The organism is Streptomyces rimosus subsp. rimosus (assembly GCF_000720725.1).
GTDB classification, from domain to species: Bacteria; Actinomycetota; Actinomycetes; order Streptomycetales; family Streptomycetaceae; genus Streptomyces; species Streptomyces rimosus_A.
Map to the genome: position 1 here is coordinate 23,020 of NZ_JOCQ01000038.1, position 25,484 is coordinate 48,503.

Annotated in this window: 23 protein-coding genes and 1 pseudogene; 13 read left to right on the forward strand and 11 right to left on the reverse strand. The window is 69.2% G+C overall.

What is annotated here, in order from left to right:
• Positions 1 to 391: 391 nt before the first annotated feature.
• Together IH45_RS0120330 and IH45_RS0120335 are read left to right on the forward strand one after the other, a co-directional pair.
• Positions 392 to 2,332 (forward strand): NACHT domain-containing protein, encoded by a 1,941-nt coding sequence (locus tag IH45_RS0120330; RefSeq protein ID WP_158813158.1) that lies wholly within the window; start codon positions 392 to 394, stop codon positions 2,330 to 2,332.
• Positions 2,311 to 3,642, forward strand: coding sequence for a hypothetical protein (locus IH45_RS0120335; protein ID WP_158813160.1), 1,332 nt, complete (start codon positions 2,311 to 2,313; stop codon positions 3,640 to 3,642). The genes IH45_RS0120330 and IH45_RS0120335 overlap by 22 nt, the downstream gene beginning before the upstream one ends.
• Positions 3,643 to 4,134: 492 nt before the next feature.
• On the opposite strand, the gene IH45_RS1000000149995 is transcribed toward IH45_RS0120335, so the two are convergent.
• Positions 4,135 to 5,184, reverse strand: coding sequence for a hypothetical protein (locus IH45_RS1000000149995; protein WP_234440606.1), 1,050 nt, complete (start codon positions 5,182 to 5,184; stop codon positions 4,135 to 4,137).
• Between the two features lie 407 nt (positions 5,185 to 5,591).
• On the opposite strand from IH45_RS1000000149995, the gene IH45_RS1000000148790 reads away from it, so the two are divergent.
• The 7 genes from IH45_RS1000000148790 to IH45_RS0120380 all read left to right on the forward strand — a co-directional run bounded on the left by IH45_RS1000000148790 (position 5,592) and on the right by IH45_RS0120380 (position 11,841).
• The gene (locus IH45_RS1000000148790; protein ID WP_158813162.1) at positions 5,592 to 5,738 is read left to right on the forward strand and encodes a hypothetical protein; all 147 of its coding nucleotides are present in this window, start codon (positions 5,592 to 5,594) and stop codon (positions 5,736 to 5,738) included.
• A gap of 443 nt (positions 5,739 to 6,181) precedes the next feature.
• Complete coding sequence (locus IH45_RS0120355) at positions 6,182 to 6,535, forward strand: hypothetical protein (RefSeq protein ID WP_158813164.1); 354 nt, start codon at positions 6,182 to 6,184, stop codon at positions 6,533 to 6,535.
• Positions 6,536 to 7,652: 1,117 nt separating this feature from the next.
• Positions 7,653 to 8,306, forward strand: coding sequence for a TetR/AcrR family transcriptional regulator (locus IH45_RS1000000149370; RefSeq protein ID WP_199810692.1), 654 nt, complete (start codon positions 7,653 to 7,655; stop codon positions 8,304 to 8,306).
• Positions 8,303 to 9,691 carry a coenzyme F390 synthetase gene (locus IH45_RS1000000149375; RefSeq protein WP_030670039.1) on the forward strand — a complete coding sequence of 463 codons (1,389 nt, stop codon included), beginning with the start codon at positions 8,303 to 8,305 and terminating at the stop codon, positions 9,689 to 9,691. The genes IH45_RS1000000149370 and IH45_RS1000000149375 overlap by 4 nt, the downstream gene beginning before the upstream one ends.
• A gap of 8 nt (positions 9,692 to 9,699) precedes the next feature.
• Entirely contained in the window at positions 9,700 to 10,023 is a 324-nt protein-coding gene (locus tag IH45_RS0120370) for a hypothetical protein (protein ID WP_234440607.1), read from the forward strand.
• Positions 10,024 to 10,151: 128 nt separating this feature from the next.
• Positions 10,152 to 11,138, forward strand: a complete 987-nt coding sequence (locus IH45_RS1000000149380) for a hypothetical protein (protein ID WP_199810696.1) — start codon at positions 10,152 to 10,154, stop codon at positions 11,136 to 11,138.
• A gap of 346 nt (positions 11,139 to 11,484) precedes the next feature.
• On the forward strand, positions 11,485 to 11,841 hold the full coding sequence (locus IH45_RS0120380; protein ID WP_158813166.1) for a hypothetical protein: 357 nt from the start codon (positions 11,485 to 11,487) through the stop codon (positions 11,839 to 11,841).
• Between the two features lie 143 nt (positions 11,842 to 11,984).
• On the opposite strand, the gene IH45_RS0120385 is transcribed toward IH45_RS0120380, so the two are convergent.
• Positions 11,985 to 12,641 (reverse strand): HAD family hydrolase, encoded by a 657-nt coding sequence (locus tag IH45_RS0120385; protein WP_030670050.1) that lies wholly within the window; start codon positions 12,639 to 12,641, stop codon positions 11,985 to 11,987.
• 681 nt (positions 12,642 to 13,322) lie between these two features.
• Here IH45_RS0120385 and IH45_RS1000000148795 point away from each other — a divergent pair.
• Positions 13,323 to 13,460, forward strand: coding sequence for a hypothetical protein (locus tag IH45_RS1000000148795; protein WP_158813168.1), 138 nt, complete (start codon positions 13,323 to 13,325; stop codon positions 13,458 to 13,460).
• Between the two features lie 69 nt (positions 13,461 to 13,529).
• The gene (locus tag IH45_RS1000000148800) at positions 13,530 to 13,670 is read left to right on the forward strand and encodes a hypothetical protein (RefSeq protein ID WP_158813170.1); all 141 of its coding nucleotides are present in this window, start codon (positions 13,530 to 13,532) and stop codon (positions 13,668 to 13,670) included.
• Between the two features lie 245 nt (positions 13,671 to 13,915).
• Here the strand turns inward: IH45_RS1000000148800 and IH45_RS0120400 are convergent, their stop codons facing one another.
• Together IH45_RS0120400 and IH45_RS1000000150820 are read right to left on the reverse strand one after the other, a co-directional pair.
• Positions 13,916 to 15,487, reverse strand: a complete 1,572-nt coding sequence (locus IH45_RS0120400; protein WP_030670056.1) for an FAD-dependent oxidoreductase — start codon at positions 15,485 to 15,487, stop codon at positions 13,916 to 13,918.
• A gap of 119 nt (positions 15,488 to 15,606) precedes the next feature.
• A pseudogene (locus IH45_RS1000000150820) lies at positions 15,607 to 15,753 on the reverse strand (site-specific integrase); the annotation flags it as partial.
• Between IH45_RS1000000150820 and IH45_RS1000000151050 the strand changes: the two are divergent.
• Complete coding sequence (locus IH45_RS1000000151050; RefSeq protein ID WP_199810693.1) at positions 15,719 to 15,865, forward strand: hypothetical protein; 147 nt, start codon at positions 15,719 to 15,721, stop codon at positions 15,863 to 15,865. The pseudogene IH45_RS1000000150820 and the gene IH45_RS1000000151050 overlap by 35 nt on opposite strands.
• 233 nt (positions 15,866 to 16,098) lie before the next feature.
• Here the strand turns inward: IH45_RS1000000151050 and IH45_RS0120410 are convergent, their stop codons facing one another.
• From IH45_RS0120410 to IH45_RS0120425, 4 genes are all read right to left on the reverse strand, one after another.
• Positions 16,099 to 17,226, reverse strand: a complete 1,128-nt coding sequence (locus IH45_RS0120410) for an MAB_1171c family putative transporter (RefSeq protein WP_158813172.1) — start codon at positions 17,224 to 17,226, stop codon at positions 16,099 to 16,101.
• Positions 17,227 to 17,980: 754 nt separating this feature from the next.
• On the reverse strand, positions 17,981 to 18,469 hold the full coding sequence (locus IH45_RS0120415) for a hypothetical protein (protein WP_030670063.1): 489 nt from the start codon (positions 18,467 to 18,469) through the stop codon (positions 17,981 to 17,983).
• Positions 18,470 to 18,604: 135 nt separating this feature from the next.
• Positions 18,605 to 20,053, reverse strand: coding sequence for an MFS transporter (locus IH45_RS0120420; RefSeq protein WP_078897683.1), 1,449 nt, complete (start codon positions 20,051 to 20,053; stop codon positions 18,605 to 18,607).
• A gap of 8 nt (positions 20,054 to 20,061) precedes the next feature.
• Entirely contained in the window at positions 20,062 to 20,484 is a 423-nt protein-coding gene (locus IH45_RS0120425) for a RidA family protein (protein WP_158813174.1), read from the reverse strand.
• Between the two features lie 213 nt (positions 20,485 to 20,697).
• On the opposite strand from IH45_RS0120425, the gene IH45_RS0120430 reads away from it, so the two are divergent.
• Entirely contained in the window at positions 20,698 to 21,468 is a 771-nt protein-coding gene (locus IH45_RS0120430) for an ArsR/SmtB family transcription factor (protein WP_030670073.1), read from the forward strand.
• Between the two features lie 53 nt (positions 21,469 to 21,521).
• On the opposite strand, the gene cynS is transcribed toward IH45_RS0120430, so the two are convergent.
• From cynS to IH45_RS0120445, 3 genes are all read right to left on the reverse strand, one after another.
• Positions 21,522 to 21,971 carry a cyanase gene (cynS, locus tag IH45_RS0120435; protein WP_199810694.1) on the reverse strand — a complete coding sequence of 150 codons (450 nt, stop codon included), beginning with the start codon at positions 21,969 to 21,971 and terminating at the stop codon, positions 21,522 to 21,524.
• Positions 21,968 to 23,407 (reverse strand): class-II fumarase/aspartase family protein, encoded by a 1,440-nt coding sequence (locus tag IH45_RS0120440; protein WP_050515017.1) that lies wholly within the window; start codon positions 23,405 to 23,407, stop codon positions 21,968 to 21,970. The genes cynS and IH45_RS0120440 overlap by 4 nt, the downstream gene beginning before the upstream one ends.
• 80 nt (positions 23,408 to 23,487) lie before the next feature.
• Entirely contained in the window at positions 23,488 to 25,476 is a 1,989-nt protein-coding gene (locus IH45_RS0120445) for an FAD/NAD(P)-binding protein (protein ID WP_234440608.1), read from the reverse strand.
• Between the last annotated feature and the right edge of the window lie 8 nt (positions 25,477 to 25,484).

Genomic DNA, 25,484 nt, shown 5'->3' on the forward strand with positions numbered 1-25,484 from the left:
TCGCCCAGTGCCACTGGGCGAGAGCCAGGGTGCGAGGTGCCGCCCTGACCGGCTGATCGGAGCGATAACCAGGACATCTCGGCGACAGGGCAGCCGAGGCCGTCGGCGAGCGCTTGGACGAGCGGGCGCCCACACCCTGCTGCCGATAGGCATCGGCCACCCAGACCAGTTCGATCTGCGGCCGCAGGATGCCGTCCGCGTCGACGAGCAGCGACTCGCCGCCGAGGTTCTACGGCCGATGCTCGGTCTTATCTGCTACCAGGTAGCCGTCATGGAGGCGCCGAGCCTCTCCGGCATCGACAGGCACCGGTCCGGCATAGCATCAACGCCAAGAACGGGTCGGTCCTGGGCACAGCCGGGGAAGGGCTCGGTGCCGGGAGGAATGCGGTTGATGCGGATAGCGAAGCGAGGTGCGCTCGGCGGGGCGAGCAACGAGGGGGGTGCCAGCCACCGGGCCGGCGTGGCGGCTCTACTCGCCGTCTACGGGCTGCTGGCGGAGCCGGTCCCATGGCTGCGTTCCGGTGCGCCTCCGGTCCTGCTGCGGATGGAGGCGGACCTGCACGTCGACGACGTCGTTGTCGACCTCGGCGATGGCACGCGGGCCTTCATGCAGGCGAAACTCAGCGCCGGGCGCAAGGCGTTCGAGGACACAGTCGACCAGTGGTGCCGTGCGATCGCCTCCGGCGAGTGCAAGCCGGGTGACGAACTGCTCCTCGTCGTCGCCCGAACCACCGGGCCCTGTCAGAGCCTGGGCGATGCTCTGGTGGCCCGACGCGGCGGCGCCTCCCCGACCGCTCCTGCGGCTCGGCATCTTGACCGGCTGCGGCAACTGGCCGCCGGACACGGCCTCGACGCCTCGGGCATACAACGTCTGCTGGACGCCGCGGCGATCCGCGTCGTGGATGCCCGGGACGACGGCCCCGACGAGGCGCTGGGCACCGCGTGCCTGAACGCGGCCATCGTTCCGGCAGGACACGGACAGGCTGCCTTCCGCGCCCTGCGCGCCGCAGCCCGCACCCAGGCCGAGCAACGTGCCTCCTCTGACCAGGGCATCTGGCGGAGCTGGCTCACAGACGCCCACCTGCCGCTCACCGCCGACGCCTCCGGTTCTGCCGCGGCCCGGCTGGAAGCCCGGGAGCAGGCCATCAAGCACTACCGCACGGAATGGGCGCAGACCCAGGATGTCCTGCCTCTCGCTGACCTCGGGCTGGGACTCACGTCGATGATCGTGCCGGGCATGACCAAGAACCTTCGCGCAACACCGCCCAGTCGCGAGAACAACGAAGACAGGCTGATCGACGCGGTACGCCGCCAGGGACGACTCTTTCTGGTGGGACGGCCGGGAGCGGGAAAGACCGTGGCTTCCCGGCTCATCGCAGCGCGCTGGGCCGCGAACGATCGCGCGCCTGTCCCCGTATGGCTGCGCCTCCGCGACCTGATCCCACGCCTGCCCGCCACCGGCCCCTACCGGCTGGAGGTTCGTGATCTCATCGGTGCCGCGCTCGGCGACGCCCAGCCTCTACTGACCGAAGCGCTGCTAGCCCGCGTCGAACATGGCCAAGCCCTCCTCGTCCTGGATGCGCTCGACGAGACCCTAGGGCGCCGGGATCCTGTCGTGGAGGCCGTCGCTGACCTCCTCGACCGCCTACCCGCGGACCTGGACGTCCTGGTTACCTCCCGGCACTCCTGCCTCCACTCTGCCGGGCTGCTACGGCTGCCCGTATACCGGTTGCAGGACCCCTGCCATCTGGCCGACACCCTCGACCGGCTCCTGGTCGCCGTGGCCGAGCAGCTGGGCGATGAAGCAGCGGACGCCGGGTGGAAGGCGGAGCGCAGAGCGCTTGTCGCACACTCCCGGCACGCCGAGCCCGACCTGTGGCGTGTTCCGCTGCTGGCCACACTGATGGTGCTGCTCATCGCCCAGCAGCCGACGCGAGTTGTCCCCTCGGGACGCGGCAGCGTGCTCCAGGAGGTGATCGACAGCAGCGTCCGCCTATGGGAGATGCGCCGAACCACCCTGACTGTGCCGGATACCGCCCCCGAACTGACTGCAGATGTCCTCCTGGACTGCTTTGACGACATCGCCCGGCTGGTGGCCGCCCACGCACCCCATGGCGTCACGCCCATAGCGCGGTCAGCGACCGCCTCCAGCAGCACTGGGGCAAAGCGGCCGGTACAGCCGCTGCCGCCGCACGGCACATCCTGGAGCACTGGGATGCCACCGCCGGGGTGTTCATCTCCGACATCCCCCAGGGCACCCTCACCGCCCGCACTCGCCTGTTCGCCGAGATCGGGGAGGCACGCTGGGCTGTGCGGAACGCAGCAGCCCTGAGCGAGTGGATGGACGAGGCCGCCCTCGAACGGCCGGATTCCGGTCTGGCCAGCGAGAACCTCGACACCTCACAGAGCGAACAGCTATGCGCCGCCGCGGCCGCGATGAGCCCTCGGCTGAGAGCCGTCGTCACAGCTCTGTGCCTACAGCAGCAGGCCCACCGCAACGGCAGAAAACTCACAGACGGTGAACTCGACGTCCTTCAGGCAGCCCTGGAAGACCTCGCCGACGATGACGCCGAGGAGGACCTGGGACGCGTCCACGGCTCCGACGAGCTCATACGCGCCGCTGTCACCCACCTGGTGCCTCGACGGCCGGAGACCGCCTCATCCGTCGCAGACATCGCCACCAGCATCACCCTGGACACACTGGAGTGGCTGGAGGCGGAGCTCCCAAGACTGGGCCACACGGTCACCCTCAAGGCCATCCGACAGCTCGGCAGCTCGAATGCACTGACATGGCTGGCTGAGTCGGCTCTGGACATGACAGTGACCTTCCATCTCCTGACCACCCTCGACGAGGAACCCGTCATGCTCGCGCCGGCGCAGGCCTGGCACCTCGATGAGGCAGCCGCGTTCATCGGCGTCCTCGGATTGAGAACCGTCGGGGCATTGAGAATCTCGGCGGCAGCGGTACGACAGCAGCCGGACCTGACCCGAAGCCTTCTCCGCCTCACCATCAAAGCCTGCGGCTACGACAGCACCCTCATCAGCGCCCAACTGCGCAGCCTCAGCCAGGAGAACCCCGAAAGAACCAACTGGAGCCTCCTGTACCATCCCAGCACCCGCGCCCCCGCACCCGGACACGCCGCCGTCCTCATCGACGACGACTTGCTCCTCCGAGCTCTGCGGCAGGGCAACACCTGGCTCGTCACTCTCGCCTTGGCGCTGGCTGCGACCGCCCAAGTGCCCAGCCACCTCGGCACACGTCTGGTGACGGAACTGCCCACCCTCGGCCCGCGCACCCGGCTGCGCACGGCCCAGTTCCTCGCCTGCCGCTGGCCCGATCTTTCCCTCCCCGACGACGTCCTCGTCCGGGCCGGAGCAGCACGTGCTCGCGCCGCAGCCCTCGCCGACAGTCTGCGACACCGTGACGCTCACCTGCTGCTCTCCGACCCCGATCTCCTCGTCCGTGAGCAGACCGTCCGCGGCCTCACCGACATCCCCACGCCCGAGCTGCCCGTGCTCAAGGAGGCTCTGACCGTGCCAGCTCAGCAGTGGACCTGTCTGAACTGCGGGACAGTGGTTCCAGCGGAGGTGAAGGAGTGCGAGTGTGGCCACACCCGGCCGCGCGTCGAGATCTCAGAATGACGTCGCATCGCTGTCGGGCGTGATCTGGAGCCGAAACGCACGAGCCGGCATACACGTGCGACGAGCGCGGGAGTGCAGACAGGCCTGACCGCCTCGCTGGCGAGTCACGCTGCCCGCAGCCGAGACCGGATCAGTCTTCGGCGCACCCACGACCCCACGGGCAGCCCTGCATCTCAAACGTTCTCCAGCCCGCACACGCTCATCAGACGTGGGGACGACGGCATCAGCCGTAGCGCGTAGCAGTGAACTGCTCCTTGGCCATCGAACTCGTCTGCCTTCCCGCTCCTGCGTGTCCAGCAGTCCCAGCACCGACTCGGAGTGCGGGACACCTCCCACAACGCTTCGGCTACCGCTACGCGCTGCAGGACACGGTGAAAGGTTCTCCTCGGCCAGGGCCTTGGCATGAGCGCATGCGCCGGCGAGGTGATGTGGCTGCTCGCTGGCGCATCCGGCCGCCAGCTAAGGCTCGGTGATCATGTGAACGTGGCCCGCTCATCCCAGGTTCTGATCCGAGGGAGCATCGGCTTTCAGCGAGGCATCCAGAGCGAGGACATGGGCGGTGACACCTCGCTCGGCCAGTTCAGGTCGGTAGGGGACATCCGGCGTGAGCATCTCGTGGATGCAGCGACGCAGCCCGCTGCCGTAGTAGTCGACCGGCTCTAGCCACGGCACCCGCTGGAACAGATCGGTGCATCGGTCGGTACTCGGGTCGGCCAGGAGGGCTCGGAGCTCATCGGGGACGGGGTCGCCGACCAGGCACAGCCAGGCGAGGCCGGCGCCGATGCGGATCTCGGACGATCGGTCGGGATCCGACCACAGCTCCCGGGTCCACGCCGGAGCATTTTCATCCTGGTGTTCGCGGGCGAGCTGGGCGATCGCCAGGATCAAGCTCACACGGACCACCGGATCGTCTTCCACCGCCAGCCTGCGGTGCAGGGCTGAGGAGACGCGCTGAATCTCGCTGGTCACCGCCGCCAGGACGAAGGCGGTCGCGGAGCGAACATCGGGATCGGCATCGGGCAGAAGAGGGAACAGAAGGTGCAGGTCATCCGTAATGGCATCGCGAGCAGCCTGAATCGTCCAGTTCGTCGGACACATCGTGGTGCCCTCCGCCTCCAACGGATCCTCGGTGACTTGGAGAAGACCTTCGCGTGTTCCGTCCCCGAAGTGCTGGCATCGCCCGATCTCAGCGACCAAGCGAAGGGTGCTCGCCCGGAGCCCGGGAAGCCCGGTGGCCGCGATCCGGAGCAGGAACGGTACTGCCAGCGCTCCCACCGCGATCGTGCTGCCCTGATGATGGAGATTTTCCCACAGTTCCCCCAAGGCGCGGCCGGCGGCTTCGGCGTCTCCTGAGGCGAGCATCCCGAGGCGACCGGGGACTTCCTCGCCCGGTCCGTGGAAGTGCGGGAACCGCTGCCAGGGAATCTCGTCGTATTTGAACCCGTCCTTGGCCTCCCGCGGGATCGCGCCCATGACCGTCCGCATGTCGGCATCCGTGCCTGCCCACGGCTCGGGCCATCTGGCCCAGCGCTCATCATCCATGGTTTGGCCTTCCGGTTCACCGACACCACCCGAACCCCGGGAGTCTAACGACCAGTGATCAAGAGCGCGGTCCGCCGCTGTCGCACTCCGGTGGCACCACACCACGGCGACGTCATTTCTCATGAGCATCCACAGCAATCAAGGCAGCCAACTGCTGCCCGGACCACCGATCAAAGGCTGCTACTTCACGTGAACGAAGCCACACGGCTCACCTCCGCTCGCGCGGAGAGACACGACCACCTGGATGATGCGATGCTCTGCGCGGCCGCCGCCACCGCCGACCTTGACGATCCGGCCGACGTCGATGCCCTACGCGCCCAGATGGGTGCCGAAGTCCGGAAGGAGATCCACCACGCCTCGGCCCCGTCCTGCTCGCCCGCATCCCCGAGGCCGACGCCGAGGTTCGCATGGCTTACGAGGCGACGCTGCGTGCCCGGCACCGCTACCCGACCCGCGAGGCCACGAAAGCTGACGCGGTTCAGGCTGCCCAGCAGGCCCGGCACGCCACCGCGCGCCGCCTGTTCAAGACCCGTACCCAGGTCCTGCGCCAGTAGGCAGGCGCGGTCCGGGCGGCTCCCGGGCCAGCGGCCGGCACCGGACGCGTACGCGGCGGCCGCGGCACGGGTACGCGTCGCACAGCAGGCGCCCCGGCCCGCACCGGCTGCTGACGCTCCCGTGCGGACCCGGGAGACCGCCTCGGCCGGCTACCGGCTTGCCCTGGCCGCTCACACCACCGCGGTACGGCAGTCAACCGGCGCGGGGAACGTTCCCCGGTCGCCTTGGCGGTGTGGACGCCGGGTGTCACGAAGACGGGGCGCGTCCGACGGTGAGGGCAGCGCCGGGGGCTCTCATCTGCGGTGGTACACCCGGCGCCGTCGTGTGGCCCGTAGAGCATGGGCAGTCCGGACGGCGCAGGAACGGTGGAATCGGCCTCCGCGCGGCGTGGGCCGTGCTGAGGTGCTGCCAACGCGTGAAGAGGTGTGTGATGCCAGAAATCTTGACGAAAGTGGATGACCGGACGCAGCAGGTGGTGTGCGCTGCGGCCGGTGGTGGGCTGCGCTCCGGGACGCAGCTCGCGGAGGTGGACTTGTGGGGTGTCCGGGTGGTGCTGTCCTATCGTCTTGATGAGGCCGAGCACGAACGCCGCATCCGGTCGCAGGCGGGCTCGGTGGACGAGCTGTGGGCGTTGAATGCGCTGCTGAAGCTGCCGATGGGCGAACCAGCCCCTGCCTCATTACTGAACGACTACGACACGGTCTGCTGCGCGACTGCCCTCCCGGGATGCTGCGGCGACGCGGGAGCACGGTGGAACGGCTGGCGGTGCTGCCGCTGTGGGTGGATCTGGCGGTAGTACCGGCGCTGAACAGCCTGGCCTCGGCCACCAACCCTACGCGCCGCAGGCGATCTGGCTGGACTGTCGTGGCCATTGGTCTGGAGGGTGACCTGGTATTCGGTGCGGCCGTCGGTGCGGTCCAGGCGTGGCGCCATGACGGGCGCGTACTTCCAGGTGCCGCCGTCGTAGGCATACAGGGCCGGCCGGTCGCCGGGCGGTCAGCACCACACCCGCGGCGCGGGTCCGTCCTCGGGCCGCCACGGCGGACCTGCTCGGGTGCGTCGATCTGCGCGCTCACGCCTTTCATGATGCGAGCGGGCACTGAGCTGAGGTCTGTGTCACGGCCTCGGTCCGCGCCTTCTTCCACTGCCTGAGCAGCCGTCGGCGGAGGCGGGACAGCAGGGGATGTCGAAGTTGATGGAAAGGCCCGGATCGAAAGGTCCGGGTCTTGCCGTGAGGCGGTGTCCGTAGTCGTCGAGCGGTCCACAACGTGGGCGGGTGGACACCTGCCTGTCGCCGCCACCGCCGTCATTGCCGTGCGCACCTCCACCGGCGCCCTGACCTTCCTGGTCATGGCCGCGCAACTGTCCCGCCCGTCGCTGTACCTGGACGGCTGGCAGGCGTTCGTGCGCCGCGCGAAGGACCTGCGCGCCGTACGCGGCACCACGCAGGTCCGGCCGATGCCCCTGCCGAGATCCGCGCGGACAACGTCATCTGTACCTACCCCAGCGCCGCCCCCCGGGCGGTCGACGGCGCTGGCCGCACCCTGCGGCGCGGCGAACTGGTCACCCTGGTCGGTGGGAGCACGGCTCGGGCAAGACCATCCTCGCCGCTCTGTTCACCGGGCTGCGTCTCGCGGGCACAGGCACGGTCATCTGAAACGGCACCGACCTGGCGACGGCGGACCCGCACAGTGGGGGTCCCGGGTCGGGCGCGTGCCGCAGGAGTTCACCCGCCGGCCCACGGTCCTGCGCGCCAACCTCCACCTCGGCCAGCCCCTCCTGGGCGTCCCCGTCCTGCAAGCCTTGCCGGACGCCGGTGCGCCCCGGGGCGGGTGCAGGAGGTGCGCTGGCAGCAGTGCTGACGCGGCGTGATCCTCTCAATAGAATACAGAGCTGTGCTGTATTCTATTGTTGTGAACCCTGACAACGGTCCCGAAGGACGCGTCCCGGCCGTCTCGCCCCCGGCTCCGAAGGCCCCCGGCCGGCCACGCAGCCGGGAGGCGGACGAGGCAATCCTCGCGGCAGCGCTCGATCTGCTCATCGAGCGGGGCGCCGGCTTGGCCAGCATCGAGCAGGTGGCGCGCCGCGCCGAAGTCACCCGTGCCACCGTCTACCGGCGCTTTGCGACCCTGACCGAGCTGCTGGTGCGCGCGGTCGAATGGGAGTACCGGGACGTGAACTCCGGCTCGATGGACTGGCCGGACATCGACAGCATGGTGACGGCCTGGGCCGAGCACCTCGGCACGCCCCGCGCCCGAAGGCTGATGCGCCGCCTCTACGGCACGGTCGACGACCTGCCCGAACTGCTGCGCGCCTACCACAAGGCCTACGGCAGTCACCGCAGCCTTGCGGTACGCACCACCCTGGAGCGGGCCCGCGCGGCCGGGCAGCTTCCCCCGGACAGTGACCCGGAAATCCTTCAGCAACTGCTCAGCGGCGCGGCTTTGCAGCACCTCGCCGCGCACCCCGACACCACCGGCGCGCAAGAGGTCAAAGCGTACTTCCTCGCCGTCCTGGGACAGGTCGGGCTGTCGACCCCCATACACCAAGGGAGTACCGCACGATGACCGAGACCTTAACGTGGCTGGGACGCGACGCCCGCAGGGCTCGCAAGGCAGGCATGCCCGCCGTCATACGGCGGCAGCGCGACCGGTTGGCCGACATGGTCGCCCATGCCCGGGCCGCCTCCCCGTACTACCGCGACCTCTACCGCGGGCTGCCCGAGCGGGTGGAGGACCCGACGCTGCTGCCGGTCACCGACAAGAAGCAACTGATGGGTCACTTCGACGACTGGGTGGCCGACCGCGCCATCACGTACGACAAGGTGCGCGCCTTCAGCGACGACCCCGACCGGATCGGACAGCGCTTCCACGGGAAGTACATGGTGGCCACCACCTCGGGCACCAGCGGCCGACGCGGCCTCTTCGTCCTCGACGACCGGTACATGGACGTGGGAGCCGCACTGACCTCCCGCGCGCTCGCCACGTGGCTGGGGCCCGCCGGCCTCCTCCGGGCAGCCGCGCGCAGCGGTCGCTTCGCCCAACTCGTGGCCACCGGCGGGCACTACGTCGGCTTCGCCGCGTATTCCCGCACGCTCCAAGCGGGCGGGTGGCGCAGCAAGCTGATCAGGGCCTTCCCGGTGCACACGCCGATGGCGCAGCTGGTGGCCGCACTCAACGACTACCGCCCCGCCTTCGTCATCGGCTACGCCAGCACGATCAAGCTGCTCACCGCCGAGCAGGAAGCCGGCCGCCTGCGTATCGACCCGGTGCTCATCCAGCCGGCCGGCGAGACGATGACCACGGACGACACCGACAGGATCGCCCGTGCCTTCCGCACCACGGTCCGTGCGATGTACAGCGCCACCGAATGCACCTACCTCAGTCACAGCTGCGCTCACGGCTGGTATCACGTCAACAGCGACTGGGCCGTGCTCGAACCGGTCGATGCCGATCACCGGCCCACCCCGCCCGGTCAGTTCTCGCACACCGTGCTGATCAGCAACCTCGCCAACCGCGTACAGCCGTTCCTGCGCTACGACCTCGGTGACAGCGTTCTGCTGCGGCCCGACCCGTGCCCGTGCGGCAACCCGCTGCCCGCGATCCGCGTGCGAGGGCGCGCAGGCGACATCCTCACCTTCCCCACCCGCTGCGGCGCCCCCGTACAGCTCGCCCCCCTGGCCTTCGGCACCCTCTTCGACCGCACTCCCGGCATCGAGCTGTTCCAGGTCGAGCAGACCGCCCCGTCGGCCCTGCGGGTACGTCTGCTGCCGGCCGCCGACGCCGACCCGGACCGCGTGTGGCAGAGCGCCCACCTGGAGCTGACCCGCCTCCTCGCCGACAACGCACTCGAGCACGTCTCGGTCCAGCGTGCCGAGGAACCACCCCGGAAGACGGCCGGCGGCAAGTACCGAACCGTCATTCCATTCGGCCAGCCGGGCACCCGGCCCTGAGTTTGTTCTTGAGGTGTCCCGTTGCGTTCGGGGAGGGCTTCGGGTCGTCTGACGGTTGTGTCCACGTCGGGGCGGGTGGCAGGGCGCCGGTTCTTCGGGCCGGGCCCGACGATCCGCGCCCGGGCCAGCGGCCGGGCCGTACGTATGCCGAACTGGCCGGTGGGCCGCTGGACAGTCTGCTGCTCGACGTCACCGGCTGGACGCCGGACGAGCTTGCTACAGGCGCCGCGCTGATGACGGAGCTCGGGCAGTTCGGCGCCGGCGGCCGGGCGCTGTACGATCCCCGGCCGGCAGACGCGGGCCGGTGGGACTGGGGCGGCGACATCCCCTGAACACCGGGCTGCTGTCCGGCACGTACGCATCAGCTGCGGCGGGCCTGCCCGAGGCGCCATGGTGTCGAGCGGTGCGGCGCGGTACATGTACCGGCATGGGCTTACGGCGGGTTCGGTGGGCCGCGGTGGTGGCGCGAGCACGGCAGATCGCGGTCGGCTACGGGGAGGGCAACTGCACGCTGCGCCAGCTGCACTACCGTCTGGTCGCCGAGGGCGTGATCGCGCATTCGCCGCCGATGTACCGCCGGCTGTCGGCGCGGTGCGCCGAGGCCCGGCGCCGGGGCGACTTCCCGGACCTGGTCGACACCCTGCGCGAGGTCCACGTCCCGTCCGCCTGGCCGGACGCCGGGACTTTCCTGCGCGAGGTGGCAGACCGGTTCGGCCTGGACCGTACGCAAGGCCAGCCGTGCGCGCTCTACCTCGCGGCCGAGAAGGACACGCTGCGCTCGCTGATGACCGGCTGGGTCGGGGAGCTGGGCATTTCGGTGCTGGTGGTGCGCGGCTTCGGCTCCCAGTCCTCCGTCGACGTCGTCCGGGCCCGCGCAGCCGGCGACGTGCGGGAACACCGGCTGCTGTTCGTCGGCGACTGCCATGCGTCGGGGGAGGACATCGAGCGCGACTTCGTCGCCCGCACCGGCTGCTGGTCCACGGTCGAACGCGTCGCCCTCACCTACGGGCAGGTCCTCGCCTACGACCTGCCTCCGGCGGAGGGCAAACGCGGCGATCCGCGCTGGCCGGCCTTCGCCCGCCGCCACGGCCTCGACCCCGCCCGCCCGGTGCAGTGGGAGGTCGAAGCCCTGGACCCACAGGAACTCAAGCGCCTGGTCCTCGCCGCCGCCGCACCCCACATCGACCGCACAGCCCTGGCCCGCCAGATCGCGCGGGAAGCCGAACGGCGGCGCGCCCTGCGGCGCTTCGCCGGCAGTTGGCCGCACGGCTCCCGAGTCCCTGCTGAGCAGGCGGAGGAAGCTGGGGCAGCTGAGTCCACGGTGGCCTCTCCGGTGGTGCACGATCCCGCCGCGGTGGAGCGGTTCTGGACGGCGGAGCGGATGGGAGATGCCGAGCCCTTGCCGATGCCGGAGTTCGATGAGGACGAGTACGACGGTCCGAGGTAGGCGTGCCGTGCTGGTGTCGGCACCGGCATCTGGACGCCGTTGGCCGGGCCCGCCGCGCCTCGCCCACCTTCCCTTGGCCATGGACGCCGGGCCCCAGGATCAGGCCGCTCACGCTGGCGGGCGCGGCTGGCCCGGGTGGAGCAACCTTCGGTCTGGCACGCCGCGTCGTCCCGTCTTGCGGCAGGCTGGGCGCTACGAAGAACCATGGCCACTAGAGCGTTTCTGACGGCAAGAGCCGTCAGAAACGCCCTAGGCGGGTGGCAAGCGGTTTGGACGGAGCCGGTGCTCTTCCGCTCAGGGCGGTGCCAGTCGACGGCAGATGCTCGGGTTGGGAAGAATGCTCGGCATGGGGATGCGGGAAGCACGGGCGGCGGAGCAGTGGCGCAAGGTGGGGACTTTCGGCACGATCACCGAAGGCGGGCAGCGTCTCTGCACGATCTGTGGCACACGCGTGCATTCCTACCAGTACCGTTTCCACCCACCCGAATCCTCGCTGTTCGAGCGGTGCATCGGGCTGGCCTGGTGTGCGGGCTGCCGGGTCTACTGCGGATCGATGGTGCACGTCTCCCGCGAGACGGTCCTCGAGGACGCCCTCGCCTCGCTGCCCCGTGACCGATGCGAGCACCTGCAGCGAAGCGAGACCGCGTTGCTCGACTACCTGGACAGCAGGACACACGACAGCAGCGCACAGCCTGGACGATAACCCCTTGAGAGTCTGTGTCGTCAGCGTCGTCGGCCGCCCCGTATTCCGGCCTGCCCCGCGTGCGCGCCGCGCCGCCTTGTTGCGTACGGCCGGGAGGTGTCGGAGCTCGTCCGAAGGTGGTCCCCGCGCGCGGGGACCACCCATCAGGTGGCGGCGTTGGGCGGTTGTGGAGATAGGGGGAGTGCGAGGGCGGCGATGAGGCGGGTGACGGTTTCGTTCTGGGTGGTGGCCTGTAGAGCGGTGATGCCCAGTTCTCTGGCCGGAGGGAGGTTGACCGGGTTGTCGTCGACGAACAGGCAGTGCTGGGCTGGCAGGTCAAGGCGGTCCAGGGTGCGCTGGTAGATCCTGGGGTCGGGCTTGGCCAGGCCTTCTTGTTCGCTGATGACGTGCACGTCGAACAGGTCCCATACGCCGTAGTGCCGGTAGGGATCGAACGGGTCGAGGCCGAAGCTGTTGGACAGCAGTGCCAGCTTCAGCCCGGCCGCGCGGGCGGAGTGGGCGAGACTGAGCAGGGCGGTGGCCGGGCGGACGGCTCCCCAGGCCCGGCCCATCAGGTCGTGGTCCTCGGCCAGGCCGAGGAGGCGCGCGGTGCGCCGGTTCCACTCGTGCTGGGCTATCTCGCCGATCTCCAGGGCGCGGTACAGGCGACGTCCCTCGGGGTGCTGTTCGAGGGTGTGTTCCCAGGCGCGGGCGGAAAGCCCCTCGGCCAGGCACCAGGCATCGTGGGCTTCGCGGATGCCGTCGGTCAGCACGCCGCCGAAGTCCAGGATCAGCGCCTGGTAGGGGAAGCGGTGGGGCATGGCGGTCTCCGTTCTTCGTCCGTCAGATCCCGCACCAGTCAGCCGGGCGGCGTGGCTGGCTGCCCTGGCCGGCATGGGCGGGTGGGGTGCGAATGCGGTCGTGGTGACGAGGCCGGCGACCCGCTGTGTGAGCTGAGGACTGTGGTCGTACGGTACGCGCCCGTGCGACCGTGGAGCGGCGTCTGTGTGCAGGTCCATCGTGGCGGGACGAAGCTGCACCAGTCACCACCGACTGGAGGAGGGGTTCGTGAGCGGGGCCTGACGCAAATGCCGGGTAGAGGTCGCGACCGCGCTTGAACAACCCGCACGCGCGGGGACCACATCGACGGTGGCGGGCGGGCGGGCTGTGCGAGGCGTGCGGCTACCGGCGCCGGTCCGACGTCGTGATCACCGAAGCCGAGCTGGTTGCGGCCACCTGATCCGCCGGCCTGACCGACCCGGGCAATGTCGTTGCCGTCACTGATCAGGGCCGCGTGTCGCTGAGCACCAGCATTGAGGCCGCTCGCCAGCAGCTCCTGGAGTTGGAGGAGCCGGGCGAGCTGGAGGCGGCCCCGGCAGCGGCGGCATTCGCGCTCGCCTTCAGCGCCCTCCATGTCGTGCAGCAGGTCCTGCCGGGGTACCGCAGCAGCGCTCTCGCGCGCCAGGGCCGGACCGAGGAAGCCAAGGCGGAAGGCGCAGCGGGTGTACAAGACCGAGCAGGCCGCAGTCTGGGCCGAGACGGCCGCGGCCGCGCTGTGGGAGTACCGGCTGCCCGAGCTCGCCGCGTGCCTGCTGGACGACGACATTCCCGTCTGCCGACGGGCTGTCGCTCGCCGCTGAGGCGGCACCAACCGATATGAGACAGCACATCTGCTGTGGTCGGGTAGGTTCACCGGGAGGAACAATGAGGTGGCCCGCCTCTCCCCGTTCGTACGGCACCACGTCAACATGCTCGGCCGGTACTCGTTCCAGCTCCCCGAACTGACGGGCGGCCTGCGACCGCTGCGCGACCCGGGCTCGGCCGAAGAGGTGTCACCCCGGTGCGGGTGACCGCCACTGCCAGGGCTGTCCCGGCGGTGGCGTTTGCACTGGTCACCGGCTCGTAGGGTGCCGGGAGCAGTAACGCCGGTGGAGGGCGTGGCGGCTATGCGTAGCGGCGAGGGCGGTAGGCGGCCGGCGAGGGTTCCGGGCTGCTGCGGGACCGGGCAGGGGTGCGGGCGGCCGCCACACCGGGTGGGTGCGGCGGCCGTGGGTGGCATCGGCTCGTGGTTCGAGTCAGTCAGCAGAGCGGCGGATCAGCCCGGCGTCACTGCACCCTCAGGCACTCCGAACCACTCCTCCAGCGCTTCCGCCAGCCCGGCCGTCGACGTCGGCGCCTTCGCCCTCGCATCGGCTGCCCAGGCCGTGAAACCGTCCGGACGGACGAGGACCGCCGCCAGTTCCGGGCGGGACGGGCAGCCGGCCGTCAGGGTGTCGACGCGGCCGGCATATCCCGCAGCCAGGGCCCGGAGCTCTGGGTCGTCGGTGAGGTCGAGCAGGAGTGCCCGGCCGCTGTGGAGGTGGTCCGCGAGGCGGCTGCCGTCGGTGAGTTCGAGGTCCGGGGTGCTGCGGCCGGTCAGCGGGTGCTCGCCCGGCAGCTCGTAGCGCACCCCGCCGCCGTTGAGTCGCGCGGTGAGGTACGTGGTGCCCGCGACCGTTCCCGCCAGGTCGCTGACGATCTCGCGCAGGGCCCGGGACTGTGCATCCGGGCGCATGGCTGCGACCTGGGACCGGGTCCAGTCCAGGACCCACGCACCGACCGGGTGCCGCTCGGAGGTGTAGGTGCCCAGCAGCCTTTCCGGTGCCCGGCCGCCGATCACCGCGGCGAGCTTCCAGCCGAGGTTCATCGCGTCCCCGATGCCCAGGCTCAGCCCCTGGCTGCCGAACGCGGAGTGCACGTGTGCCGCGTCGCCCGCCAGCAGCACCCGGCCTTTGCGGTAGTCGGTGGCCTGGCGGGCGTGGTCGGTGAAGCGGGTCGCTGTCCGCACACCGGTGATCGTGACGTCCACGCCGGAGAGGCGGCGCAGCCGCGCCTGGAGGTCCTCGGCGGTGACCGGCGCGTCCCGGTCGGTCGGCGGGCCGTCGAACTCCACGGTGACGACGCGGCCCGGCATCGGCCCGTAGGCGTACACCCCGGTGTCCGTGGCGGTCCAGCCGATCTTCAGGTCCTCGGCGCCGGTCAGCTCCACGACCGCCTGGTGACAGGTGACCTCCGGTTCCGTCCCGGGAAAGTCGAACCCCGCGAGCTTGCGGACCGTGCTGCGGCCGCCGTCGCAGCCCACGAGCCAGCCGGCGCGTATGGCCCCGTGGCTGGTCCGCACGATGACGGCCTCGTCGTCCGCGTCGAAGCCGGTCAGCTCCACTCCCCGGCGCACGTCGACGCCGAGCTCGTCCGCCCGCCCGCCGAGCAGCCGCTCGATGTCCTGCTGCGCGACGAAAGCGATCTCGGCGGCGGGTCCGGCGTCGCCGAGGCCCGGCTCCGTACGGTCGACCAGGTCGGCGCGCAGCATGATTCCGGAGAAGTGCCCGACGATCCCGAGCCCTTGGCCCGCGGCCCCGCCTGCGTCCCTGCTGTTCCGTTCGCGTATGAACGCCTGGAAGCGGTTCATCGCCTGCCGCTGTACCTCGGCCAGCGCGGGCAGCATGCCACGGCGGTAGAGCGCCTCGGCGCTGGGTGTGGTGATCGCCCCGCCCTTGATCGTCGAGTCCATTTCGGTGCGGCGCTCCAGGACGGCCACCCGCGCGCCTTCGAGCCGCAGTTCGCAGGCCAGCATCAGGCCGACCGGGCCGCCTCCGGCCACCACTACGTCATAGTCGTCATAGTCCATGGCGCCGACTATGACCGAGGGGCGAAAAGGCCAAAAAGGCGCAGCGGTGTCAAGGGACCAGCCCCGCGAGGGGAATGGGGTCGGCACAGGCAGCGCTGAAAACGATCAAGGAATGAGGCTCATCGGCTGCTATCGCCGGGAGCGAGCAGGCTCGTGAGCTCGGAGATCGCCTCCGGGGACGGCTTGAAGTAGCGGCAGACGTTTTCCGGCTTCTTGTGCCGCGACTTCGCCATGAGCATCACGAGCGACGAGCCCCGCTCGCCGAGGGTGGATGCCTGCATCCGCTACCTCACCAGCAAAGAACCCTTCCTCCGCTACGACCATGCGCTCGCGACCGGCGTCATCGAAGGCGCCTGCCGGCGCCTGACTGTTGACTGACTCGATATCAACGGCGCCGAAGCCGTACTGAAACTCCGCGCTGATCAACAATGGCGACTTCGATACCTACTGGCGCTACCACCTCACCCAAGATCACCACCGCATCCACCTAGCCGACGACCAAAACCGATACAGACTTATGGCCTGATCAGCACTGTCACTACAGCAGAGCTACACCCATCCGAGACAGAACCCCTTCTCAGATGTCCGTCGAAGCGGATCAAACCGGGAGTTCAGCCGGATCCGGAAGGCGTCACCATATGCCTGCGGGATGTGCACGGAGTCGTGGGGCTGCGGTACGCGGTGGCCACCCGGATGAGGAACGCGGTCTCCGCGGCTAGGTCCGGGCCTCCTGAGTGGGTCAGCCTGGCCGGGTCCGTGTGGGGCGCTACGCCCGCCAGTTTGGCCTGGCGGGCTTCTTTGAGCATACGGGCGAGCGCGTGGGCATCCCCAGGGAAGGAGCCGGATGACCCCGGTGCGCGGGTGGCGGCGCGGTCCGCCGGCACGTACTCGCGCAGGACGAGGATCGCGTCACGGATCTCCACGAGCCTGCGGTAGATGATCAGGTCCCGCGGTCCCTGCGGCCGCAGGATCTCTCCTAGGTAGTTGCGCGGCTTGCACAGCGCGACGGAGGGCACGGCATCGACGAGGTCGCGCCACAGTGGCCACAACTGATGCAGTTTTCTGGCGTCGTCGAGGGCTCGCCGGGTGTCGAGCAGGGTCGGGATGGCGATCGAGGCCGCCCGGAGCAGACCGTGCAGGCCCATGGCGAGGGACAGAAGCGGCGGGATCCACGGCGCCCGCAGCGGTATGTAAAGGAGGTACCCGACCCAGAAAAGTGCGGCGAAGGCGGTTCCCAGGCCGAAGAGCGCCAGGCTTGTCCGTAGGGGGCCCTTGACGCTGCGTCGGCTATGGCGCCAGCACACGACGGCGCATGTGGTGTCGGCTGCGAGGTGCATGCCCTGCAGAGTGAGCCAGAACTCCAGGGACGGCAGCGGCGCGCCGTGCGGGGCGATCGTGTCCTGCGCGTGGGGGGGTGCCATCGCGTCGAGAACCACGAGCGAGAGCAGCAGTGCCGCGCCGAGCAGGTGCAGGCGTTTCCTCGGTGGTCCGCTGCCCGTGACGACGCGGAGGAAGTCGAGCACCACGACGGCGGAGAAGGCCCCGAACAGATGCATGGCCAGCTGGGTCATGTGCGGATCACGGGTCACGACATCGAGGGCCCCGTCGACCGGACGGAGACGAAGGGTCATGGCTGCCGCTGCCGCCGCAACTGCGATGCACAGCCCGCGCTGGCGCCGGTCTCGGCGGGCCGCCGGTATGCGCAGCAGCACCGCGATCCAGATAGCCCCCGTTCCCATGTCCTCAATGAACCCACTGCATTCCGTGAGCTCAAAGAGCATGCGGACCTCCGACTCCCCAAGCGGCTTGCAGTTCGCCGAGGACACCCGCCGACGGAGCCGTCCGTCGATGGGCGGTCTCCGTTTTGATGAGGCTCGCCAGCATCTCCGCTTCCTGCTCCTGGACTGTGGTGTAGCTCGTCCGGGCGAGCAGCCGTCGTACTGTCCGCGGGGTGAGGCCGGAGAACAGTACGGTCAGATCGGGGGTGCGTGGCGATCGAAGTGAATAGTGATTGCAGAGGAGATGGCCGATTTCGTGGAGGATAATGTGCTCCTGATGGAGCCTTGTCGTCTGTGATTCGAAGAATATGTGGTCGTCACTGTCCGTGGAGATCCACACTCCGCAGGTCGATTTACCAATGGCGGTGGATGGGAGCGGGTGCAAGTGTATAGGGCGCTTACGCTGTTGCGAGAGGTGCTTGCATAAGGACTCCACCGAGAAGTCCTGGGGCAGATCCAGCCTGTCCACTATCAGCCGGCAGCGCCGGTGAAGTTCTTTGAAGCGAAGGGGCATGCGGGTGCCTTCATTCTCATTGACTTGGCGCCAGTGGTACAGTCGCGCACTGTCCGACGTGTCACTGTCGTGGCTCGTATAAGACCCTGAGAATGGTTCGGTATGCCGCGTGCCGCGTCAACCATTTACCGGCTGCGCCGACGCGATCCGGCCAAGATCTTCTGCTTTCCCGCCACGGCGAGGTTCGGCGGGCAGGCATTTCTATGGGCTCGGACTGTCCCCCGCGACCTGTTCGGCAGGTGGGGCGGCGTCCGGAAGGTGTTGAATTCGTCGGGCTTCGTTCACCATGGTCAGCAGTGCGTCAAGCGCTTCGGAAGACAGGCCGTCGGCGCGCAGGGCGAGGTTGCGTACCCGCACGTCTCGCAGCGCGGTCGCCAGCTTGAGTTCCGAGGCGATGCGTTCCGCGGCGTCATCGTCGAAGAAGTACTCCGGTGGGACCCCGAAGAACTCGGCGAGCACGTCGAGTTGCTCCAGGGTCACATTGCGCTTCTTGCCGGTTGCCAGCTCCCACAGGTAGGTCGCCGAGATCGTGCCACCCGTGGTCTCTCTGATCTGCGCGGCCAGTTTCGCGTAGCCCGGGCGGTGTCGCTCGTCCGGGTAGAGAGCGGCGATCAGTTCGTTGAGCCGCTGGCTGAACCTGGCGATCAGACGCCGGCCTCCCTGACCGCGTGGGAGTTCGCTCTCGTTCATCAGCCGTCCTCTGCTGGAGACTCGGCCCGCCACCGGGCCGTCCGCTGTGTTGGCCGATGCTACCGGTATCTACCCGGCACCCGTCCGCTTGTGCGGACGGGTGCCGAAGAGCTTGAGATCTGCGTGGTGCCTGTGTCAGGCCAGGAGCCGCTCTCCTTGGCCCCGGCCCACCGCCTGGGCGATCAGTGCGCCCACAACGAAGCAGCCGCCGCTGACCAGCGAACCGATGCGCATGCCCGACTCGAAGTCTGCGGTGCCGGCGACCAGCGCACCGAGCAGGGCCACTCCCACCGCGCTCCCTACCTGTCGGCTGGCGTTGAGCGCTCCCGACGCGATCCCCGACCGGTTCGGCGGTGCCGACTCGACCACGGCTGCCACGGCCGCGGGCATCGTGAACGCCGTACCGAAACCGATGGCAGCCAGCGGCAGTACCAGCGCCCAGTACGGGGTCGAGCGCCCAGCAACCAGCAGAGCCAGGAAGCCGGCGGCGCCGATCAGCAGACCCAGTGTCATGGGTGTCCGGGGGCCGGTACGCGCGGTCATCCGCCCACCCAGGGCGGAGGCCAGTCCGGCCATCGCCGTCTGCGGCAGGATCGCCAGGCCGGCCCACAGCACCGCGTAGTGGCGGTACTGCTGGAAGTAGAAGGTGACGACGAACAGCTGTCCGTAAAAGCCGATGTTGAGCAGTAACCCGACGGCGGTGGCGCTGGAGAATGTCGGGTGCCGAAACAGCGACAGCGGCAGCATCGCGTGCTCCCTGCGCCGCTCGACGAGGACGAAGGCCACCCCGCACAACGCGAAGAGCGCGGTGGCGGCCATGACCACCGATGAGGTCCAGCCCCGATGGCCGCCTTCGATGACGGCGTACGTCCCGGCGGCGAGTGTCAGGATGCCGAGGAGCTGCCCGGGCAGGTCCGCGCCGCGTACCGTCTGCGGTCTCGGTGCGAGCACGTGCCGGGCCGTCAGGGCTATGCCGAGCAATCCGAACGGCAGGTTCACCCAAAACACGGAGCGCCAGCCGAGTGCGGAGACGAGCAGCCCGCCGAGCACGGGGCCCGAAGCGGCTGCGATGCCGCCGATGCCGCCCCAGACGCCAATGGCCCGGGCACGGTCCTCCTTGTTGGTGTACGAGGCGCGGATCAGCGCCAGTGAGGTGGGCACCACCAGCGCGGCGGCAAGGCCCTGCAACAGACGCATCAGGATCAGGAACCACAAGGACGGGGCAAGGCCACACCCCAGCGAGGTGCCGACGAACAGCCCCAGCCCTGCCTGGAAGACGGACTTGCCGCCCAACCGGTCGCCGAGCGAGCCGGCCGACAGGAGCAGCCCGGCGAAGACGATGGTGTAACCGTCCGCGACCCACTGGGCGCCCGCCAGGTCGCCACCGGTCCCGAAGTCCTGGCCGATGGGCGGCAGTGCGACCGTGACCACCGTCGCGTCCAGCATCACCATGAAGAAGCCCAGGCACAACGCGATCAGGGGAAGCCGCGAGGTGACGTCCGGTCGGGCCCGGGCAGTGGTGGCCGCACCATTCGGACTCCCTAACTCTTGCAGGGACGTGGGTGCTTCGCCACTTCGTTCCATGTGTGACATCAGGCCAGCCGCGCCTTCACTTCCGACGAGTCGCGGACCGCGATCGCATCGAGCTCGACTGCCGCGCCCAGAGGAAGCCTTTCCACCATGAACGCCGTACGGGCAGGCGGATCAACCGGGTAGAAAGCGCCGTATACTTCGTCGAACGCAGGCATGTCATCATAGGTGGTGAGCCATACCCGCATGCTCACCACATCCTCAAGTGTCATTCCCGCGGCCTTGAGAGTCGCACGCACGTTCGCAAGCGCCTGTCGGCCCTGGGACGCAATGTCCTCCGCGATAAGCTTTCCGTCCGTGTCGACGCCGAAATGACCGGCAAGGTAGGCGGTGTCACCCACCACCACGCCGGGTGAGTAGCGATAGCCGGGAAGCTTTCCTCGGGTGATCAGCTCGCGTCCCACCATTACCTCCATAACTGCCATGGGCATGAATCCCCGCCCTCCCGCACCGCAGTACGCGCGCCGGGACACGCCCTGCGGGTGAAGCGGGAGAGCGACGGGTCCCAACGTAGCCCCGGAAGACTTCGAGCCAGGTCGAAATGTGCTGCCGCCCAGAACCGGCCGGCCCAGTGGGTGCGGCGTACACGGAACCGTGGCAGCATCGGGAACAGACGGTTGTCAATTTCTTGGAGAGCTATGCGCGAGTTAGCGGGAGACGCCAATTTCCTTACCCCGGCCGCCCTGATCGGAGACCAGACTCGGGCGCGCATCCTGCTCGCCTTGCTGGACCACCGGGCGCTTCCGATGACGATGCTCGCGGCGGAGTCTGGTGTGGCGCCCTCCACAGTCAGCAGTCACCTGTCGCAACTGGTGGAGGGAGGCCTGCTCACAGTCCGGCGCCAGGGCCGCCACCGCTACTACAGCCTCGCATCGGTCGAGGTCGCCACCGCGCTCGAGTCGCTCGCCAGGCTGGCCCCGCCGTTCACCCCCCGATCCTTGCGCTCCGGCACCCGGGCCCGCGCCCTGCGCCTGGCGCGCACGTGCTACGACCATCTCGCCGGCCACCTGGGGGTCAGCGTGATGCGCGCGCTGATCGACCGGAAAGTTCTGGCGGGCGGGGACGGGGTGCACGACCCGGATCGATCGGTGCGGGACCGGCTGTCCGCGCCCGGCTGGGACCTGACCTACGAGGTCACCGAACACGGCTGGACGGTGCTGGCTGACGTGGGCGTCGAGCCCCCGCGTACGGATCGTCCGCTCGTGCGCTACTGCGTCGACTGGACGGAACAACGCCATCATCTGGCCGGTGCCGTGGGCGCCGCGCTGCTCGACCGGCTGGTGGAGATCGGATGGGTCGTGCGGGCGCGGAGCAGCAGGGTGATCCAGGTACCGGACGAGGGAGCCCAGGGATTGCGCGAGTGGCTGGGCGTAGAGATGGACGACCTGCGCACGCGCGCCGCCGCATGATCCATACTGCGCAAGGTCAGGATCAACGGTGACGCGCGCCGCCGCGCGTCACCTCACCACCGGTAGGCGAGGAACTTGCCGTCGAGGACGATGACGACGCGGTCGCCTTCCGGGTTGGGCACCCGCCGCAGGTCGAGGCGGAAGTCGACCGCACTCATGATCCCGTCTCCGAACTGCTCGTGTATGAGCTCCCGCAGAGCGGAGCCGTAAAGGCCAATGGCTTCGTGGAACCGGTAGACCGTGGGATCCACCGGGGAACTGCCGGACCGGCCGGTGTCGCGGATCGGGGGCAGTCGCAGGGCTTCGATGACGCTCGGCTCCAGGTCCAGCAGAGCTCCGGCGGCTTCGGCCTCGGCGGGTGCCAGGGGGTGAGATCCCAGCAGTGCGGCCGTGGTCCATACCAGGGGCCGGCCCATTGCGTCGGCGATGTCCTGCCAACTGACATCGGGTCGTCGCGCCTTGGCCGCGCGTACGGCCTGCGTTGCGTCGATTCTGTCGATCACTGTGGTGTCCTCTCGCAGGGTTCGGGCCTGGTGCCGCCACGCTCGGCGGCCGCTTCGCTGGCGGAGCGGGTGTGCAGGCGGTGATGCGTCAATGCCCGGTCCACGAGTTCGCCGGCGGCGCCTTGATAACCGGCCGGGTCGAGGATCTCGTCGAGCAGATCGGGAGAGAGGCTCTCTCGCACGACCGGGTCGGCCCTGACCGCGCAGGCGAAGGACTCACCCCCCGCCGACGAGGCGGCGATCCTGCCCAGATGCCGCTTGGCCTCGGCTTTGCCAACAGCGCTCCGGAGATGCACGACAAGCCGTTCGGCGACGATCTGTCCCTGGGTGAGTGCAAGGTTGCGTGCCATGGCACCGGACAGCGGTACAAGCCCCTCGGCGAGTTCGGCGGCCGTGTATGCCGCGCCCCCCGCGATCCGGAGCGCCTCGCGCAGCGGCTGCCATTCCGCGTGCCACGCGCCTGCCGAACGCTCCCCCTCGGCTGCCATGCAGTGCAACAACACAGTCGCATGGGAGGGCAGTTGCAGTGCGGCTGACACCAGGAGTGCCGACAGGACCGGGTTCCTCTTCTGCGGCATCGCCGAAGACGCCCCCCGCCCTTCGGCACCGGGTTCGACTGCCTCCGCCACTTCGGTCCGCACGAGGTTCTGTACGTCTGTGCCGAACTTGCCCAATACCCCTGCCATCACGGCGAGTTCACAGCACACCCGGGCCACGGGCTCTCGGGCGGAGTGCCACGGCAGGACGGGTTCCGCCAGCCCCACCTCCTCGGCAAATACCGACATCAGCTCCAGGGCGGCCGATTCGCCGTTGCGCCCCTTCACTCCATCCAGCGTGGCGTACTCGTGATAGGCCGCCAACGTGCCGGCTGCCCCTCCCAGTTGGACGGGCAGCTCGGTCCGTAGCGCCTTGAGCCGCTGTCGGGCCCCGTCCGCTGCGTGCAGCCAACCGGCGGCCTTCAAACCGAAAGTCGTGGGCACCGCATGCTGGGTGAGCGTACGAGCCGCCATAGGGGTATCCCGATGACGTTCCGCAAGCCCTTCCAGCGCCGAGCAGACACGGTCGAGATCGTCCGAAATCAGGTCCAGGGCATGTGCTGCGAGCAGCATGGTCGCAGTGTCAAGGATGTCCTGGCTCGTACTGCCGAGGTGCACGTCGTCCGCGGCGTCCGGATACCGCCCGGCCACCTCGCGGGTGAGCTCCTGCACCAACGCGACCACCGGGTTGGCGGCCTCACGGGCCCGGCGGGCCAGCATCACCGGATCGCACCGCCACCCGCGCGCCGAGGCCGCGATCGCATCGGCCGAACTCCAGGGAATCATCCCGATCCGTGCCTGGGCGCAGGCGAGCGCGACCTCGGCGTCAAGCATGGCGGACAGCCACGCCTCGTCCGTCAGCGCGGCCTCGACCGGTGTTCCTGCCCGTATAGGTGACATCAGCCCGGCGTCCCTGGCGCCGGCCGGCCCGCCGGCCCCCGGCCCCGGGTGCTCCGGTGTCTCCTTACGCTCCTCCGGCATCACAGCGCGCCCCCGGGCACACCGGGCGAGAACGGAACTGGGGCATGGCCAACCGGCTGCCGGTCCTCGCTGCGCAACGCCGCACGCGCGATGGCGTCCGCATCGGCGAGCGTGACCGAGTTGACGCCGGGGCGGATGCCCGCTGCCGTAACCCAGTGCACCTGCTCCGTCGGCACGCCGAAGGCGTACCGGGCCGGGTGCGGCTGGCCGGCTGCGTCCAGCAGGGGATAGGGACGTGGCCCAACCGCGACCGCGCCCGTGAGGTAGCCGGGCCCGGACGGCTCACCGATGTGGTAAGGGCGGCAGCCGCCCGAGTCGAGTAGCTCACGTAAGAGGGGATCCCGGGTGCGCCGGAGGTCGGTTGCCGGCAGACGCGCTTCGATGATGACGGAGGTAGACACCGGGCGGTCGCCTGTCAGATCGGACGTGATGTCGAAGCGGCCGGTGGCGGAGTTGGCACTGATGCGCATGCCTGGCCCCACCAGTGACAGGATTCCTGCCTCTACCAGCGCGGCCATTTCAAGGATGCGCGTACGAGGTGGGCCGATGGAGAGGAAAGCGTTCATGGGCGTGTACCAGCGGTCGAGGTCGTCCCGGTACGACGGGCCGGTGATGCCTTGGTGGTCGACGATGAGCCGGATCTCGTTGCGCAGGTCGCGCAGCACGTCGAGAGCTGCTTTGAGCGGATTGGACACATTGCCCTGCGCTGCCTGGGCGGCATCGAGGCGCAGATGGCCGACGAGCCACCGGTTGAACTCCTTGACGCCGTCGAAGGACAGACCGGAGTGCGGAAGGTTCACCTGGCGCCAATCCCACTGGTCCCCGGCTCCGATGCCGTGCTCACGCAGGACGAGCCGCTCGTCCTCGGTTCCGGCGACCTTGGCGTACTGCTCGAGGAACCTCGCCGCCGCACACCCACATCTGCGCTGGGCAAGCAGCGCGGCGTAATAGGCCGCCCGCACTTCTTTGTCTATCAGCGGCCATACGTCGCGCAGGAAGATCACCCCATCGCCCTGATTGGCCCGCCGCTGGAAGGAGCCGATCACGTCGGGGGTCAGGAAGAGCGGAACGTGACGCTCGGATACCCCCTTCTGGTTCTCACCACGTGCGTGGTACGGGATGCCGCGGCGCGAGCCGGCGATCAATACCGGCTCCTCACCGGAGGGCTCGTAGACCAGATGGCCGCCCCGCGACCGGTAGGTGCCGCCCCGTCCTTCGGTCAGCAGCGCCATGTAGTCGAAAAAGTTCAGTCCGAGCCCGCGCAACGCCACAACGGCACCCGGGAAGACGGCGGAGAGGTCGGCCTCGGCCGGGTTCTGCGGTGGCAGGTACAGGCTTCCGCACTCCTGTGCGAAGCCGGCCAGGTGTGCCTCGTCCTCGGTCGGTTCGCAGTCCAGATGTCCTTGGGCAAGGATCACCGCATCCAGCCCGGTCAAGGGACCGCCCTCGGCGAGCTCCAGGGTCTGGCTACTGTCGAGCCCGTCCATGACCCGCGTGGCAGTGGTCCGCCAGACAGTGACCTGTACCTGCTTCGGTGCCGTACTGACGATATGTTTGAAGGCCCAGCGCAGGTAGGCGCCGTAGAAGGCCCGGCTCGGATACGAGTTGGGCCCGAGACGCTTGGCTTCCTGGTGCAGGCCGAGGTCGTGATCGAGCTGACCGGTGAAGGAGAAAAAGCGCGCCCATTCGTAGAGGCTCGGTCCTTCGGCCACCGGTCCTTCACAGGCGACCGAATCGTCCGTGAAGACGGTGATCTGGGAGGCCACTGTGTTCATCAGCAGTTCCCGGGCCTGATCCGTGCGCCACACGCGGCCTGCACCCGCCGGGAACGGGTCGACAACGTGCACGCGAATGCGCCTTTCCGAAGCCACCGCAGCCGCGTTGGCACAGATTCTCTCGACGACCGACAGCCCACGTGGCCCTGCTCCGACCACCGCGATGGTCCGGAGCGGGAGCGTGTCCAGGTGCGGTTGCAACTCTTCCTCCACGACAACTG